The 16,218-nt window shown below is 42.0% G+C and carries 16 protein-coding genes; 4 read left to right on the top strand and 12 right to left on the bottom strand.

Going from position 1 to position 16,218, the window contains the following annotated elements:
* Positions 1–171 precede the first annotated feature (171 nt).
* Both C4B60_RS06135 and C4B60_RS06140 read left to right on the top strand, forming a co-directional pair.
* Positions 172–1,491, top strand: a complete 1,320-nt coding sequence (locus tag C4B60_RS06135) for a cytosine permease (RefSeq protein WP_104057122.1) — start codon at positions 172–174, stop codon at positions 1,489–1,491.
* A gap of 89 nt (positions 1,492–1,580) precedes the next feature.
* Positions 1,581–2,063 (top strand): universal stress protein, encoded by a 483-nt coding sequence (locus C4B60_RS06140; protein ID WP_104057123.1) that lies wholly within the window; start codon positions 1,581–1,583, stop codon positions 2,061–2,063.
* 43 nt (positions 2,064–2,106) lie between these two features.
* Here C4B60_RS06140 and argH read toward each other — a convergent pair whose 3' ends face one another.
* The 10 genes from argH to sppA all read right to left on the bottom strand — a co-directional run bounded on the left by argH (position 2,107) and on the right by sppA (position 12,189).
* The gene (gene argH / locus C4B60_RS06145; RefSeq protein ID WP_104057124.1) at positions 2,107–3,498 is read right to left on the bottom strand and encodes an argininosuccinate lyase; all 1,392 of its coding nucleotides are present in this window, start codon (positions 3,496–3,498) and stop codon (positions 2,107–2,109) included.
* Positions 3,495–4,712, bottom strand: a complete 1,218-nt coding sequence (locus C4B60_RS06150) for an argininosuccinate synthase (RefSeq protein ID WP_104057125.1) — start codon at positions 4,710–4,712, stop codon at positions 3,495–3,497. Before C4B60_RS06150 ends, argH begins: the two co-directional genes overlap by 4 nt.
* Positions 4,713–4,889: 177 nt before the next feature.
* Complete coding sequence (locus tag C4B60_RS06155) at positions 4,890–5,726, bottom strand: EcsC family protein (RefSeq protein ID WP_104057126.1); 837 nt, start codon at positions 5,724–5,726, stop codon at positions 4,890–4,892.
* Between the two features lie 266 nt (positions 5,727–5,992).
* Positions 5,993–7,177 (bottom strand): acetate kinase, encoded by a 1,185-nt coding sequence (locus tag C4B60_RS06160; RefSeq protein ID WP_104057127.1) that lies wholly within the window; start codon positions 7,175–7,177, stop codon positions 5,993–5,995.
* A gap of 272 nt (positions 7,178–7,449) precedes the next feature.
* Positions 7,450–8,436, bottom strand: coding sequence for a class I SAM-dependent methyltransferase (locus tag C4B60_RS06165; RefSeq protein WP_104057128.1), 987 nt, complete (start codon positions 8,434–8,436; stop codon positions 7,450–7,452).
* Between the two features lie 411 nt (positions 8,437–8,847).
* Positions 8,848–9,348 (bottom strand): thiol peroxidase, encoded by a 501-nt coding sequence (gene tpx / locus C4B60_RS06170; RefSeq protein ID WP_104057129.1) that lies wholly within the window; start codon positions 9,346–9,348, stop codon positions 8,848–8,850.
* 85 nt (positions 9,349–9,433) lie between these two features.
* On the bottom strand, positions 9,434–9,862 hold the full coding sequence (gene ytfJ, locus C4B60_RS06175; RefSeq protein ID WP_104057130.1) for a GerW family sporulation protein: 429 nt from the start codon (positions 9,860–9,862) through the stop codon (positions 9,434–9,436).
* Positions 9,846–10,499 (bottom strand): hypothetical protein, encoded by a 654-nt coding sequence (locus tag C4B60_RS06180; RefSeq protein WP_104057131.1) that lies wholly within the window; start codon positions 10,497–10,499, stop codon positions 9,846–9,848. The genes ytfJ and C4B60_RS06180 overlap by 17 nt, the downstream gene beginning before the upstream one ends.
* A gap of 92 nt (positions 10,500–10,591) precedes the next feature.
* Entirely contained in the window at positions 10,592–11,179 is a 588-nt protein-coding gene (locus C4B60_RS06185; RefSeq protein ID WP_245153881.1) for an RDD family protein, read from the bottom strand.
* A gap of 14 nt (positions 11,180–11,193) precedes the next feature.
* Positions 11,194–12,189: a signal peptide peptidase SppA gene (gene sppA / locus C4B60_RS06190; RefSeq protein ID WP_104057132.1), complete on the bottom strand. Its 996-nt coding sequence runs from the start codon at positions 12,187–12,189 to the stop codon at positions 11,194–11,196.
* A 201-nt stretch (positions 12,190–12,390) separates the two neighbouring features.
* Between sppA and C4B60_RS06195 the strand changes: the two genes are divergently transcribed.
* A complete protein-coding gene (locus C4B60_RS06195; protein ID WP_104057133.1) occupies positions 12,391–13,191 on the top strand; it encodes an NAD kinase in 801 nt (266 codons plus the stop codon).
* A gap of 68 nt (positions 13,192–13,259) precedes the next feature.
* On the opposite strand, the gene rarD is transcribed toward C4B60_RS06195, so the two are convergent.
* The gene (gene rarD, locus C4B60_RS06200) at positions 13,260–14,237 is read right to left on the bottom strand and encodes an EamA family transporter RarD (RefSeq protein ID WP_245153882.1); all 978 of its coding nucleotides are present in this window, start codon (positions 14,235–14,237) and stop codon (positions 13,260–13,262) included.
* Positions 14,238–14,379: 142 nt separating this feature from the next.
* On the opposite strand from rarD, the gene C4B60_RS06205 reads away from it, so the two are divergent.
* A complete protein-coding gene (locus tag C4B60_RS06205) occupies positions 14,380–14,547 on the top strand; it encodes a hypothetical protein (protein ID WP_245153883.1) in 168 nt (55 codons plus the stop codon).
* Positions 14,548–14,595: 48 nt separating this feature from the next.
* Here C4B60_RS06205 and C4B60_RS06210 read toward each other — a convergent pair whose 3' ends face one another.
* A complete protein-coding gene (locus tag C4B60_RS06210; protein WP_104057136.1) occupies positions 14,596–16,191 on the bottom strand; it encodes an amidohydrolase in 1,596 nt (531 codons plus the stop codon).
* Positions 16,192–16,218 lie beyond the last annotated feature (27 nt).

The following is a 16,218-nucleotide window of genomic DNA, read 5'->3' on the forward strand; positions in this document are numbered from 1 at the left end:
CTCCGATAGTAAGCAATTTCATTTTATCAAATGAATGAATGGATGTCTCAGTTTATTTCGCCAGGAGAAATAAACTAATAATTCTTACTATTACTCGTGCTGCTAGATGATTTTTAGTATGGTAAACTGTATCCAAAAACATGTATAAACCAGCAGAAATGGAGAACAAAAATGCACAGCATTCAGAAGAAGCCAACAATAGAAATTGAACGATTTGGACTTGAAGAAATTCCATTCCAACTGAAGCAGACGAAATGGTATGAATATACCGTTCTCCAACTGGCGTTTTCAGTTAATACCGGTAATGTACTGGTTCCCGCTCTTGCTGTGTTAACCGGCGGACTTTCAGTGGGCTGGGCGATGCTTTCCACTATTTCAGGAGCAGCACTTGCTTTTTTGCTTGTATCGCTTTTATCCATGCCGGGAGCTAAGCATGGCCTCCCTGCTCAATTCGTTATCCGTACCATGATTGGGACACTGCTTTCACGATATTTTGCATCACCGATTCGCTCGATTACCTCCCTTTATTGGTTCAGCGTCCAGACAATCGGCGGTTCCATAGTAGTAATTGCCCTGCTAAAACAAGTAACAGGATTATCCATCCCGATTCTTATTTTAGCTCCTCTTTTATCTGTTATTATGGCTGTATTGGCGCTGGTGGGCTTTGATGCAGTTAAAAAAGCAACGAAATGGTTTTTACCTTTTCTGTTTGCCGGCCAGGGCATAATGCTGGTTTTAATTATTCAGCACAACCTGACAGATCAATCTTCTTTTTTCCCTAAAACAGGAGAGTTTCATACAGGTGCTTTTTTCTTTTATGCAAGTCTCGCTTTTGTTCAATATGTTTCAGGGGTAAGCGCATCGTCTGATATTACCCGATATGCAAAGACACAAATGCATGGGTTTTTAGGGTTATTAGCTGGAAATGTTGGGGGATTTGTCATTACTGCTTTTCTTGGAACTTTTTATGCAGCATCACTTGGAACTTTAAATCCATTTGCTTCCGCAGGAGAGTTGACTGGCTCCCCCTTCCTATTATTTGCCGTGGCACTCAGTGCTCTCTTATCAATGATCTCTATTAATTTAAGTAATGCTTATACTGGAGGCTACAGTCTGCTCAACGCCATTCCCTCTGCCGGTCGCATTAAATGCGCTTTATTGTTCGGTGCTGCAGGTACATTACTAAGTTGTTTCCCGGTCATAGTAGAAGAGGCTGAAAAATACATCTCTCTGCTGGGCGCAGCCGTCATCCCGCTATCCGCTATTATTGTTTTTGACTACATGTTTATTAAAAAAAGAAGCATAACCGATGAAGATCTGCACATATTATTGGCAGGAAAAAATCTTATGAACACAAAAGCGTTCATGTTAGCTTCTTTTTCAATTCCGGTTTACTTATTGATTCCTCCTTTTGCATCTCCCGGTTTTATTATATTTTTACTAGTCGGATTTTCTTACATACTAGTAAAAAAAGCTGGGAATCAGGTTTAAAAATTTAAATTTTGTCCCAATTTCGCCACTGAAATATGAAGAAATTTTCTGATAATACGTGTACAATAGAAGTAAGGAGGGGGATTAAAATGACACTTAGTTACGATCATATCCTGGTGGCTGTAGATGGTTCCAAAGAAGCAGAATGGGCTTTTAAAAAATCAATTGATATTGCCAGAAGAAATGATGCAACCTTAAATCTTCTTCATGTAATTGATACACGCTCTTTTGCAGTAGTTGAAGCATACGACCGCAGTGTAGCAAAGCGCGCTCAAACCTTCGCTGAAGAAATGCTTGGTGAATACAAGGCTGAAGCAGAACGCAAAGGTGTGAACAAAATTAATGTGTTTGTCGAATACGGCTCCCCTAAAGTACTCGTACCAAAAGAATTTGCCAAAAAAGTAGAAGCAGATTTGATTATTTGTGGAGCGACCGGATTGAATGCTATGGAACGCTTTTTAATCGGAAGTATTTCAGAGCATATTGTACGTGCTGCTAAGTGCGATGTTCTCGTGGTAAGAACCGATCAGCCTCCGGAAAAGTCCAATCTTGAACCCATCGATAAACCGTAATAAGAAAAGCAGCCGGGATAAGTTCCGGCTGCTTTGTTTTTATTTATTGAACAGAAGACGAAGCGCTTATTTTTTCTTTCGCTTTACCGAGCTGTTTCTTCACCTGTGAAAAACCGGTGCCGCCGGCAGATTCTCTTCGCTTAACCGCTTGAAACGGCTCCAGTATTGTGTAGATATCGTCCTCAATTACATTGGAAGCCTCCTGCAGCGTTCCAAGAGGAAGATCCTTCAAATAAATCCCCTGACCAATACATACAAGCACAAGCTTTCCGACAATTTCATGAGCCTCTCTGAACGGTACACCTTTAGCAGCTAAATAATCTGCCAGTTCAGTAGCATTTGAAAAATCCTCATTAACTGCTTTATTTAACCGTTCTGTATTAACCTTCATCGTATCAATCATGCCGGCAAATATTTTCAAGGACCCCATCAGGGTATGAGCTGTATCAAACATGCCTTCCTTATCTTCCTGCATATCCTTATTGTAGGCAAGAGGAAGCCCTTTTAAAACGGTTAGCAAGGAAAGTAAATGCCCGTACACTCTTCCTGTTTTTCCGCGCACAAGCTCTGCCATGTCAGGATTTTTCTTTTGAGGCATGATGCTGCTTCCAGTCGAAAACGCATCAGCAAGCTCAATAAACTGAAACTCCTGGCTCGACCAAATAATCATTTCCTCAGAAAATCTTGATAAATGCATGACCGTCATAGAAGCATTTGATAAAAACTCAATAATAAAATCACGATCACTCACCGCGTCCATACTATTCTCGTAAATTGCTGAAAAACCAAGCAATTCTGCTGATCGATTCCGGTCAATAGGAAAGGTCGTTCCTGCCAGTGCACCTGCTCCTAATGGTGATAGATCAATGCGCTTCATAGAGTCCTCAAAGCGCTCGTGATCGCGCTCAAGCATCCAGAAGTAGGCAAGTAAATGATGCGCAAAAGAAATTGGCTGTGCGCGCTGCAGGTGAGTATATCCAGGAGCTACCGTTTCCACATGCTGTTCTGCTTGTTTAAGAATGGCCTTTTGCACCGAACGAATCAGCTGACAAATCTCTTCTACTCTCTTTTTCAAGTAAAGATGCATATCCGTCGCAACCTGGTCATTTCGGCTTCGGCCGGTGTGGAGCTTGCCCCCGACCTGGCCGATCTGCTGGATTAGAAGATGTTCCAGATTTAAATGGATATCTTCATTTGCAACTGAATAGGTTAATTCATTTTTTTCAGCCTTCTCTTTCAAAAAAGCAAGACCACCTAAAATCTCCTCAACTTCATCAGAGGCAAGGATGCCGCACTCACCAAGCATCGTGACATGCGCGACAGACCCTTGCAAATCTTCAAGAACAAGCTGCTGGTCAAAACCGATTGAAGCATTAAATTCGTCTACCCATTCTTCGGGAGATTGTGCGAATCTTCCTCCCCAAAGCTTGCTCATGATACAGGCTCGCCTTTTTTGTTTTGCACCTTTGCATGCACTTTTGTCGGTAAGCCCCAAAGCTTAATGAATCCAACCGCCGCACCATGATCAAATTCATCATCTGATGTATAAGTAGCAAGCTTTTCATTGTAAAGTGAATTTGGTGATGTTCTGCCTTCTACAATGGCGTGTCCTTTAAATAACTTCACTCTCGCTACTCCATTTACATACTGCTGAGTTTCTTTCAGGAATGCCTGAAGTGCCGGTGTAAGCGGGGAGAACCATAGGCCTTCATAGATCATTTCAGTGATTTTCTTTTCGATAACGGGCTTAAAGTGAGCCATTTCCTTAACAAGGGTTAGATCCTCAAGCTCCTTATGAGCTTTCATTAGGGTAATAGCCCCAGGACATTCATACACCTCTCTGGATTTAATCCCTACAAGTCTGTTTTCAACATGGTCAATTCTTCCGACTCCATGCTTGCCTGCAAGATCGTTCAGCTTTAGGATCATGGCAGATAAAGACATAGGTTCTCCATTTAATGCAACAGGCACCCCTTTTTCAAATGCAATTTCAATTACATCAGGTGAATTAGGCGATGTTTCAAGGGATGCTGTGAGATCATAAGCACCTTCTGGAGGGGCTGCCCAAGGATCTTCAAGAACTCCGCACTCATTACTTCTTCCCCAAAGGTTCTGGTCAATAGAATAAGGGCTGTCTAAATTGATTGGGATCGGGATATTATGCTTTTTCGCATAGTCGATCTCTTCCTCTCTTGACCATCCCCATTCTCTTACAGGCGCCAGGACTTCAAGCTCCGGATTGAGTGCCTGAATGGCGACCTCAAATCTTACCTGATCGTTCCCTTTCCCTGTACAGCCGTGCGCCACTGCTGTTGCGCCGCTCTGTTCGGCAACCTCAACAAGCTTCTTGGCAATTAGCGGACGGGAAAGTGCAGAAACAAGCGGGTACTTTCCTTCATACATTGTGTGCGCCTGAAGGGCTACTAGCGCAAAGTCCTGTGCAAATTCTTCTCTCGCATCAATTACATAGCTATCAACAGCCCCTACGTTCAGAGCTTTTTCTTTCACAAAATCAAGATCCTTGCCTTCTCCAACATCAAGGCAGCAGGCTACAACTGCATAACCCTGATCCTTTAACCATTGGATTGCTACGGAAGTATCTAATCCGCCTGAATAAGCAAGAACGACTTTTTTATTATTTTGATTCATATTAATCGACCTCTTTCGTATTTTTATTTATTAGAATGTATATTTATTCTTTATAGGATGTGTACATACTAACAGGTACATTTAGAACTTACAAGAGAAAAAATCAAAAAAAATAAAGTTTTAATTTTCTGAATAAGGAATATAAAAAAACTGCCCTCATTTTTTGAAGGCAGTGGTTCAATGGGTTTTTTTATCCATTAAAAATCGATACTGGTAGAATTTTTCGGCAAAATCCGTAATCCGTCTAGTCAGCTGATAATTCGAAAGAGCACCGATAGACATTGAAACGACAGGAAGATTTGAAATTTTTTTCTTCCGGAAAAGACTGATAGCTGTTGATTTGAAAAGCTGCTTCATCGGTCCCTCCAGCCATTTCTCGTTTGTAAGTTCATCGTCTCCTGTAAAAAAATAACTTAAATCATACGTTTCCAATGAGCTGACGAGCTCATCCCAGGCCTCTGCCTGATAGCGGATTGGCAGTGTGGCAGCATGAAATAATTTAAGTGAGAGCGTCATTTCATAGGGAGTCTGAACGTCTCGCCCGTAAGCGGATGCAATAAACTGTATTGCTCTAATATTGAGAATTGTGATCGCAAGTAGATCTGTGCCAAATGCTACGATACCGCCAGTACCTGCAACTCCGCCCTGTAAAAACGAGTAGATCTTATGCCTCCCGCTTTGCTGAACTGCCATATAGTGCAGCTGGTCAATCCTAAGCTGCTTTAAATCAGTTACATGCGTAACCCTTTCATCAAAAGCCTGTGCTGTAGCCATCAGTCTTTCAATCGTATCCTTATGAAGATGCGTCCCCTGAATAATGCTGTGAAGATGAAAAAGTCCGGAGTCAAGCTTTGTGAAAACTTCTTCTTTCAGGCTTTCCGGCAGACTCGCAAATGAAGCATCAAGCCACCTTGAAAAGGTATGTGATAGATCATGCCCTCTATATGCCCCTAAATCATTTCGCCAATTTGAGATACCCTCAAACACTTCCTGTTCCCGCACTGTCCAGCTCATGCCCGCTCACCTCTTTTTCACTAGTATAGCACCGTCTGGCAATTTCTATAACGTCAGGAAAAAAAGGGTTATTTTAATAATATGGTCCATAATGAAGGATATTCAGCATATTTTGCAAGTTGCAATTTTTCTGCCGGCTATATGACCGGTTTTTGCCAAAGCACTCCCTGATTTATATAAAAAAACAGCCCTCTTCAGGCGTATGAACGCGTATAGAAGAAGACTGTCTAGACTGTCTTATTTGCTTATTAATTTAATGGCTAAGGTCAGCTTAAACGGATTACATCCCGTGCAATCATAACCTCTTCGTCTGTTGGAATGACAACGACTTTTACTGGTGAATGAGGATAGTTAATAAACGCTTCCTCTCCACGAGTTTTGTTAAGAGCCGGATCCCAGTATACACCCATAAACTCAAGACCTTTAAGTACTTCAGCACGGATGGTATCACTATTTTCACCAATACCTGCTGTGAAAATAATAGCATCTACCCCGTTCATGCGTGCAGCATAAGAGCCGATGTACTTATGAATCCGGTTAGAAAACACATCAAGTGCAAGGCGGGCACGTTCATTACCTTCTGAGGATTGCAATTCGATATCCCGTAAATCACTTGAGAAGCCGGAAACCCCAAGCATTCCGGACTGTTTATTTAAAACGTCAAGCACACCTTCTGCTGTTTTATCCGTTTTTTCCATAATGAAAGGAATAAGAGCAGGGTCAATATTACCGCTTCTCGTTCCCATTGTTACACCAGCTAGCGGAGTGAAGCCCATTGAAGTATCAATTGAGCGTCCGCCTTCAATCGCAGCAATACTTGCTCCATTGCCCAGGTGACATGAAATAAGGCGAAGCTGTTCTAATGGACGGCCAAGCATTTCTGCTGCCCGCTGCGAGACGTACTTATGAGAAGTGCCATGGAAACCGTACTTACGAATGCCGTACTCTTTATAATACTGATACGGCAAACTGTATAAAAATGAGCTTTCAGGCATCGTTTGATGGAAGGCAGTGTCAAATACAGCTACCGCAGTCACGTCAGGCAGAACATTTTGGAAAGCCCGGATACCTGTGATGTTTGCAGGGTTATGGAGCGGCGCAAGATCTGACAGCTCTTCAAATTTTGCAATGTTCTCTTCTGTGATAACGACTGAATCATTGAAGATCTCTCCCCCATGCACGACACGGTGGCCTACCCCATTGATTTCGTTAAGAGATTTAATAATGCCTGTTGAAGTAAGCTTATCAAGCAGAAGCTTTACCGCTACCTCGTGATCAGGAATAGTAAGAATATCCTTTTGTTTCTCTCCATCCACTGTGATGGTAAAAACGGAGTCGTTTAATCCAATTCGTTCAATAATACCTTTTGTAATTACTGTTTCTTCCGGCATGTCAAAAAGCTGAAACTTTAGTGACGAGCTTCCTGCATTAATTGCAATGACTTTAGTCATGTGGGGAATTCGCTCCTTTTAACTTAATTAATAGTATATGGTAAATGGTTTGCCATAAAATTTGAATAATATTTATATCCTTATTTATTTAATCATTGTATCTCTGTTACTTCAAGGGAAAGGTCGCTGTGACAACGTTTACAAGCAGAAGTGTTTATTTTCAGAAAAAGCGCGCACCGGAATGGGGTGCACGCTTTTATTTTTAGAAGAAAATATTTGCTATTCATTTTAGTGTTCCCTGGAGAAAAACTCTCTAATCCTAAATAAGCAATTTATCTTTTATTTTCATCCATCCAGAGCTGAATTTTGTTCATCATTGTCTGTACTGCCTGTGCATTGCTAAGCTTTGGCATCTCAGCCAGCAGCACCTGATTGGGTGGATTTACACCCTCTTTTTGCTTCTGAAGAATTAAAATGCTTTTCGCTGACTTTTCATTTTTAAAAAGTGAAGCAGGAAGCGTGATCAGCCCCTGCATATGAGCATGCTTTTGCAGGTATTCATGCAGCTGCGCGGCATATGGAGACTCAAACAAACCATTAGGCACGAGAAAGAATAAATAACCGCCTTCTTTAACATGCTGTACACTTTGCTCAATAAACAAATGATGGGCATAAGAGTGACCTTCCTTAGCCATTAGCTCATAATCGGCTGCGCGTTCATCATTCGGGTAATAGCCAACCGGCAAATCACTGACAACTGCATCCACAGGATCAATAAATAAAGGCTCAAGTGAATCCTGATTGTATAAATGCAGCGGCTGTTCTGTTAAATTAGCCCCTGCATACGCAAGGCGCACTAATACTTCATCTATCTCAACACCATGCGTTACCGCTGCCTTACCATTTAACTGGTTCATAATAGCAAGCACCAGATTGCCTGTTCCCAGCGCCGGATCAAGCAGGGTTAATTCTTTTTCGTTCCCCGTAAACTTGTCCAGTAAAAAACCGATAACCATCGCAATTGAATCGGGTGTCATTTGGTGGTTCGGCTGAATGTGCTCCTTCATTCCCTTCAAAATTGCAAGCTGGAAGGCTTTTCTCACATCTTCCTTTTCAAAGCCTTCAAGCGGGTGTTTTTCGTAGGCATTATAGAGCCTTCTCTTTAAAACGTCATCGACTGTTTCAGGGATTTCTCTGCTGAACCAGTATTCACCACTTTGGGCTAAAGCCTCTAAAAAAGATGTCGCCTGGGCGTCCTGTAATGCGGCTGACGTGTCGTTTAACATCGTAAAAATCGTCTCAACCGGAGAATGATTCATTCCGTATACTCCTCCTGTCCTTAATCTCAACACCCCATTTTACCCGCTTTCCTGAAAAAAAGAAAGAAAAGGCTCATAAGATGATTTATTGGCCCCTCTCATTATCTGACCATGGTATAAGTATTCACTCATAACATATTTTTTTCGAAGCAGTTTATAAGTTACCTTAGATTGATTGAAGCGGAAGGGGCTGACTCCTGCGGGAAGAAGCGGGAAGGCTGAGATCCACTTGCGTTAGCAAGTTAGCTCAGCTCCCGCCCCGCGGAAAGCATGCCCCTGCAGTGGAAATCAATACGCCACATTAAGAGGCATTCACTCAACCTAACTTCAATTTAAAAAAGTAAATAAAGATACTCGTGAGTGATCAAATCAAAAAACCCGGCTAAGCATAATGCTTAAACCGGGAATACTTTATTTTGCTGACTTAGCTGCATCGACTGCAGCTGCGTAGTCTGGATGATTTGTTGCTTCTTTTACATACTCTACATAGGTTACAGTATCGCTTGAATCAACAACGAACACGGCGCGTGCAAGAAGTCTCAGCTCTTCAATCGCTACACCATACGCTTTTCCAAAGGAAAGATCGCGGTGGTCGGAAACCGTTTGAACATTTTCGATTCCGTTGTCCCCGCACCAGCGGCGCTGAGCAAATGGAAGATCAACCGAAACCGTCAAGATCTTCGTATTTCCAAGTTCTGCTGCTTCTTCGTTAAAACGGCGTGTCTGTGCGTCACAAACGCCTGTGTCGAGGGAAGGAACGACACTGATAATTCTTACCTGCCCTTTAGAATCCTGTAATGAAACAGGAGACAGATCATTTGCCAGTACAGTAAAGTCAGGTGCCTTGTCTCCAACTTTCACTTCTGACCCAAGCAATGTTACCGGATTTTCCTTAAAGGTTATCGCTGCCATTTTTATCATCCTCCTCTATGTATGACTCTCTAGTTCATCATACTTATAGGGGGAGTGTTAATCAACTAATAAGCAGGAGAAACGATTACTGATAACGCTGACTGTCGTCAGAATAATGCTTCTGATTTCCCTGGTTCCATTGCTGCTGGATTTTAGAAATTGCTCCAGGCGCCAAATCCATCAGTTTTTCAAGCAAATGGGTTCCATCATTAAGATGGTGCATTCTGACTCCTTCTTTCCCCACGATTAAAAAAGCGATAGGTGTAATCGAAACACCTCCGCCGCTTCCTCCTCCAAAAGGATGTAAAGAGCTGCCTGAATTCATATCCATCGAATCCATTTCAGATTGATAATCACTTCCGCCGGTCGCAAATCCAAAACGAACTTTTGACACCGTCATAATCGTTGTTCCATCATGTGTTTCGACGGGTTCACCGATAATTGTATTTACATCAACCATTTCTTTTAACTGTTCCATTGCAGTGGACATAAGTCCTTCAATAGGATGTTCCATGAACCTCACCAGCCTTTAAATTTTTTGACATTCTGCGATCAAGAAACAATCGGATGCCGATTTTCATAAGGTGCCCAAAACGGATGGAGGCTATGCATGTTGCAGTCATTTTAAAGGCTTTAAAGCCGTACAGCGGAACAACTTTGTGCACCGGCCTGCAATTAATGGAGACCTTCTTTGCAAGAAAGGTCCGGAGAAAGCTTTGCAGCATCCAGATCAAGGAGCTCGAATAAGCTGTCATATCCGCCTGGCCTGTTCCAAGCCGAATATCTGTAGTAAGCTGTTCGATTCTAATTCCTGACCATAAACGGTTAAGATGTATTTTTGCATCATGGTACGTTTTTAAAAATTTTTGATACCTTACTTGCAAATGACCCGCATCGTCTGACGTGAATGTTTTGTTCTCACTTTTTGAAGTCTTCATGTCTGAAGTATTATAGCTAAGCCCTAATCCTTCTTTCTTAATTAGCGGGACCATCAGCTCCTTATTAATCAATCCATTAAATAGCTTTACAGTGATTTCCACCCGGTCATTATGGCCTGTTTTTCTGAAGGAGATGGAGACTGTTATTTTTGAAAAATAAATATAAAAAAGAACACTGCAAATGAACGCGCCAATAACAGCCAGAACCCACATCCCGATTCCTCCTTTTGTTTTTCCCTATTATGTCCAACAAGCACAAAAAAAACCTGCTTTATCAATAGCAGGTTCAATATCTTTATAATTGTTTAGTAAATCATCTGTGTCTGTTCAGGCTCTTTAACAGTTACAAGAGTACGCTCATGTATGACAGAGGTATCCGCTATGAAGTCATGGATGCCCTGCTTCTTTGGCGTAAAACCGACGATGGCATATAAAAAAATGAGGACAGGAAAGCTAAAAATCGAAATTCCCGTATGAAGATACCGACCGATCAGCTCTCTGAAAATAACGGCAGACCAGCTTAATTGGGCATTGCCCAAAGAAACTACCTTAAGACCAAACACCATTTTTCCAAGCGTCTGCTGAAAAAACTTTGTCATAAGAACAAAATAAGCAAAAAACGTAATGCTCGTCGCAATACCGAGAGGACTTATAAAACCTGAACTTTCAATACCAATCAATGAAAAAAACGGTCTGATCAATACATTATTGATAGCTGCAATTACAATAACATCGAATAGGTAAGCCCATACTCTCATCCAAAAACCGCTGTAGTGCAGGGCGGTTACTGGGCGTTCCGGCTGATAAACCGGTTTTTTTGGCTGGACTTCTTCTGTTTCCGTCTGCTCATTCAAAGGGGCAGACGTTTCGAATGATGCCTGTTCTTTATCCAAATCTGCTCCCTCCTTTATTCAGCATATAAGTACATTGGGCGGGGTCCGCCGACTTTGTTTACTAACTCTGAAAAGACCTGTCCTTCAAGACCTCCAAATAGCTTTTGGGCCTGAAAGGTAAACAATGATTCCCAGCTGTTTGGCATAGTGTAGTTAATAACTTGTGCATTTTCAAGGTCAAAATCTTCCTTGACCCCGGCAATAACATCTTCTTCATAGCCGAACTCATCAATCAAATCCAGCTCTAGCGCCTGAATTCCATTGTAGATGCGTCCGTCAGCTATTTCACGTACCCGTTCTTCCGGCAGGCCGCGTCCGTTGGCAATAACTTCTACAAAACCGTTATAGGAATCATCCAATATGCTTTGTACAATATCAAGATCCTCCTGCCTTACTTCCTCGGTAGGGCTTAGCATATCTTTGAATTCACCTGAAGTTACGGTTACAAATTCGATGCCGTACTCATCTGCCAGTCTGCTAAAATTTAAGCTCTGAAGAATAACACCTAATGAGCCAGTCATCGTTTCCTTGCTGGCAAAGATTTTATCTGCTGGCGCAGAAACATAATAGCCTCCGGAAGTTGCCTGTGCTCCCATTGATACATAGATCGGCTTTTCCGTTTCTTCTTTAATTTCAAGAAGCTTATCATGGATTTGCGCACTTTCCACCACTCCGCCGCCTGGGGTATTTACGCTTAAGACGACCGCTTTAATTGTATCGTCCTGTTTAATCTGGTTTAACTGGTTCATAAAATGAGTATGATTGTACCCTGTTCCGGCAAGTAGACCTCCCTGCTCACCTGTGTCCTGAATGGTGCCGTTCAAGTCAATTACTGCAATTCGTTCAGATGTGCTTCCCGGCTCCATTACTACCTCAGGCAAGCCTTCATTTTCACTCGATGTAAATTGGTCAAAATCCATTGTTAAAGCAGTGGTTGCTATATTTACAATAATGGATACAGCAAATAATGCAGCAGCAATCCCCAATGCTATCCACCTTTTTGCGGACATGTAACATTCCTCCTTTAATCTCTTCTCTTTCTTGTACGGTTCTGTTTTGGATATGTTTCATTTCATGGTACACTTTATACGTGTTCCTTATGTATAAGTCAGGATCATGCTTTCCTTTTATCCAAAAAAAGAAAGAAACAAGCCTTACATATTGTACCAAACTATGGTGAAAAGAAACAATGCTACCTGGAGGTTTTACAAATGGAAAAACGTCGCAATATGTATTTTTATGCGAGAAAAGATGAAAAAACAAAGGAGCAGGTCCTTACATTAAGTGATCTTGCTGAACGCTATGGGTTTACAGTTGTAAAAGATTTTAAACAGGCTAATATTATTGTATCAGTTGGAGGAGACGGCGCTTTTTTACAGGCTGTAAGAAAAACAGGGTTTCGCCAGGACTGCCTCTATGCAGGTATTGCAACATCCGTCAGCAGAAGTCTGTACTGTGATTTTCACATTGACGATGTTTCAGCCATGATTGAAGCGATGACAAATGAGCAGATTGAAGTACGAAAATATCCCACTGTTCAGGTAACGGTTGATGGGGAAACTAATTTTCTTTGTCTGAATGAATTCAGCATTCGTACAGGAATTGTTAAAACTTTTGTTATGGATGTCTTTATTGACAATTTACACTTTGAAACTTTCCGGGGAGACGGTATGATCATTTCCACTCCTACAGGAAGCTCAGCCTACAGCAAATCTGTTGGGGGCGCTGTAGTTGACCCGATGCTTCCTTGTCTTCAGGTCAGTGAGCTTGCTTCACTGAATAATAACCGATACCGCTCTCTCGGTTCATCTTTTATTTTAAGCGGTGAGCGTAAACTGAAGCTTGTCGTTACACAGGATGGAAATGACTATCCGGTAATGGGCCTTGACAATGAAGCTCTTGGCATCAGCCATGTAAAAGAAGTCGACCTGATGCTTAGTGATAATATCGTCAAAACAGTTAAACTGAAGGACAATTCCTTCTGGGAAAAAGTAAAGAGAACATTTCTGTAAAAAAATGGATTGTGCAGATATCAGGCTTAGCCTGACTGTCTGACAATCCATTTTTTATTAAGCTTACATTAGTGGCTGTGCGCTTTTTTAATTCTTTTTGGTCTGGCAAGATACCATTTTGAACGCGAGAAAGTAAATAAAGTCAGGCTTGCCCAAATAAATAAGAAAGAAATAAGATCAATGAGATCAAATGGTTCTCCGTAAATAAAAACACCGAGTAAAAGCGTGAGAGTCGGAGCGATATACTGCAGGAACCCCACCATATAAAGCGGGATTTTCTGAGCCCCTTTCGCAAAAAGAAGCAGCGGAATGGCCGTAGCTGCCCCTGCGCCAATCAGGAGCAGATCTGTATTCAGACTAATCGAAAACAAAGCAGGACTTCCGCTTCCCGCAAGATACATCATATAAAGCATGGCAACCGGCATAATTGTAAGTGTCTCAAGCGTCAACCCTATAGCTGGATCAACCTTGATCATTTTTTTAGCTAAACCGTAAAGCCCAAAGGACATCGCTAAGGTAAAGGCAATCCAGGGGAAAGCCCCATAAGAAATCGTAATAATCAGGACTCCGATAAGTGCTAAAATAAATGATACCACCTGCGCCTTTGACATCACTTCTTTTAATACAATCACACCCAATAAAACCGAAACAAGCGGATTTATATAATAACCTAAACTTGCTTCAATCATCTGGTTCGAGTTCACTGCCCAAATGTACACAAACCAATTAATGCTAATTAGTGATGAAGCAACAACTAATGCAAGCAGCCTCTTCTTTTTCTTTATAAGAGATTTGCCTTCTTTCGCAAAAGCCTTTACATTCCCGGTTGCTAAAAGAAGAACCAGCATAAACCAAAACGACCAAAATACACGATTGGCAAGAATTTCATCTGCATCCACGTGTGCAATAAACTTCCAATAAATCGGAAGCAGCCCCCATAGCGCATAGGCAAATGCGGTGAAAAATATTCCCTTTTTCTCTTCTGTCTCCATTTGCTTCTCCATTCCTTTGATTATCGAAATAAATTTAATTATACGCTTGTACATAAGCGAGATTCAAGAAAAAATTCTTATAAAAAGGCAATATTCTCCTCGTGTTGTTGAAGTCTTTTCAGGCACCCTAAAAAGGTTCATGTAAAATGGACAAATCCTAAAGACAGGGTGATGAGATATGAGATTTAATTTTGCCATGAATAAGATACTGCCGATTATTTCATCAATAGGTGTAGGTTTAGCCGCTTATCAAATGTTTAGCGGTAACGGCAAGAATATGAACAATATGATTTCTCCGCTTGCTTCGAATTTGATGGGTTCACAAAATGGAAATGGCAAAAACCAGCGGTACTCATATCAATAAACACTCTGTCCTGAAAAAATCCCGGAGACCTATCTCCGGGATTTTTCTTTATGCCTGATAAACGGTTTTTCCATCTACAACTGTCAGCATTACTTTCATTGTCAGTAATTTATCCGGATCGCAAGCGAAAGGATCTTCTTCCAGAACCGTAAAATCAGCTGCATAGCCTTTATCAAGTATCCCCCGGTTATGCTCATGATGGCACACATATGCACTTCCCTTTGTAAACAGTTCAAAGGCCTGATACATCGTTAAGCATTCTTCTTCTCCATATACTGTTCTGGATGGATCATTTGGATTTCTTCTTGTTACCGCAGCATGAATACCAAGCAATGGCCCAAGAGGCTCAATCGGTGCGTCTGATCCTCCTGCGCAGGCAATGCCTCTTTCAATTAAAGTCTTCCAGGCATAATTCCATTTCATTCGTTCTTTACCTATGCGGTCATTTACCCAAGGGAAATCTGATGCAACAAAACGGGGCTGGATGTCCAGCACAGCCGGCAGCTTTTCTACACGCTGAACCAATTCTTCCGATAAAATCTGGGCATGAATTAACCGGTCCCGCTGCCCGTTTTCTGCAGGATACTGTTCAATAGCATCGAGCATATATTCAAATGCAAGATCACCTATTGTGTGTACCGCTATCGGCATATCATATTGACGCGCTTTGTAGACCAGCTGCTTCAGTTTATCAGGGGTGTGAATCGCAACTCCATTGGTTGATTCATCATCTGCGTATCCATTTTTTAATAAAGCGGTTCTTCCCCCTAGAGCGCCATCTGCAAAGAATTTCATCGCACCGAATTCTACATAGCGTGATCCTGATAGAAAAGAATGACCCTGCCTGTGCCAATCCTCGATGACCTGATGATGCACGAGAAGATGAGCTCTGAATTGATGCCCTTCTTCTTCGATCACTTTTTGAAAGGCCCGGTAGGTTCTCGTAAAGTCTCCGTAATAGCTGAGATCCTCTGTATGCCCTCCCGTTAACCCAAGTGACCATGCATGCTTAACCCCTTCCCGAAGCGATTTTTGAATGTATTCCTCTTCTATAGGAGGAAGGGCTGGAATCATTAAATCCTGGGCCTGATCCTTCAACAGACCGGTTAATTGGCCGTCCGGCGAACGGTCAATTAAACCGCCTTCCGGGTCCGGGGTGACAGTGTCGATTTTAGCAAGCTCAAGTGCAGCGGAATTTACGACTGCTGCATGCCGGCATATACGCTTTAAATGAACCGGGTGATTAGGAGCCGCTTCGTCAAGCTCAGCTGCTGTGATAACCTCAGGCAGCTGCCATTGATTTTCATTCCAGCCATCCCCAAGGATCCAATCTCCATAAGAAAGCTCAGAAGCCTTCTCTCTCACTGCCTCAAGCACTTCTTCCTTTGAATTCATCGCTGAAAGGTCCAGTCTGAGGAGAGTCTCGCCAACGCCAATTAAATGCAAGTGACTATCCACAAGGCCTGGTAATAACACTGAGCCATTCAGGTCCACTGTTTCATTTATTAGATCCCTATACCGGTCACGGAGCCATTGAATTTCTCCTAAATCAACGATTTTACCATTCTCCGTTATAACAGCTTCTACCTTGTGCTGCTCTTTTTGCATTGTATAAATAATTCCGTTATACCAAAGCTTCATCACAGATCCCCCTAAACTTCCTTATGTAAA

This window comes from Jeotgalibacillus proteolyticus (assembly GCF_002926065.1).
GTDB lineage: Bacteria > Bacillota > Bacilli > Bacillales > Jeotgalibacillaceae > Jeotgalibacillus > Jeotgalibacillus proteolyticus.

Excerpts from the sequence above, each read along its gene's own strand:
- C4B60_RS06135 (WP_104057122.1), top strand. The coding sequence starts at position 172 with ATGCACAGCATTCAGAAGAAGCCAACAATAGAAATTGAACGATTTGGA.
- C4B60_RS06140 (WP_104057123.1), top strand. The coding sequence starts at position 1,581 with ATGACACTTAGTTACGATCATATCCTGGTGGCTGTAGATGGTTCCAAA.
- argH (WP_104057124.1), bottom strand. The coding sequence starts at position 3,498 with ATGAGCAAGCTTTGGGGAGGAAGATTCGCACAATCTCCCGAAGAATGG.
- C4B60_RS06150 (WP_104057125.1), bottom strand. The coding sequence starts at position 4,712 with ATGAATCAAAATAATAAAAAAGTCGTTCTTGCTTATTCAGGCGGATTA.
- C4B60_RS06155 (WP_104057126.1), bottom strand. The coding sequence starts at position 5,726 with ATGAGCTGGACAGTGCGGGAACAGGAAGTGTTTGAGGGTATCTCAAAT.
- C4B60_RS06160 (WP_104057127.1), bottom strand. The coding sequence starts at position 7,177 with ATGACTAAAGTCATTGCAATTAATGCAGGAAGCTCGTCACTAAAGTTT.
- C4B60_RS06165 (WP_104057128.1), bottom strand. The coding sequence starts at position 8,436 with ATGAATCATTCTCCGGTTGAGACGATTTTTACGATGTTAAACGACACG.
- tpx (WP_104057129.1), bottom strand. The coding sequence starts at position 9,348 with ATGGCAGCGATAACCTTTAAGGAAAATCCGGTAACATTGCTTGGGTCA.
- ytfJ (WP_104057130.1), bottom strand. The coding sequence starts at position 9,862 with ATGGAACATCCTATTGAAGGACTTATGTCCACTGCAATGGAACAGTTA.
- C4B60_RS06180 (WP_104057131.1), bottom strand. The coding sequence starts at position 10,499 with ATGTGGGTTCTGGCTGTTATTGGCGCGTTCATTTGCAGTGTTCTTTTT.
- sppA (WP_104057132.1), bottom strand. The coding sequence starts at position 12,189 with ATGTCCGCAAAAAGGTGGATAGCATTGGGGATTGCTGCTGCATTATTT.
- C4B60_RS06195 (WP_104057133.1), top strand. The coding sequence starts at position 12,391 with ATGGAAAAACGTCGCAATATGTATTTTTATGCGAGAAAAGATGAAAAA.
- rarD (WP_245153882.1), bottom strand. The coding sequence starts at position 14,237 with ATGTACAAGCGTATAATTAAATTTATTTCGATAATCAAAGGAATGGAG.
- C4B60_RS06205 (WP_245153883.1), top strand. The coding sequence starts at position 14,380 with ATGAATAAGATACTGCCGATTATTTCATCAATAGGTGTAGGTTTAGCC.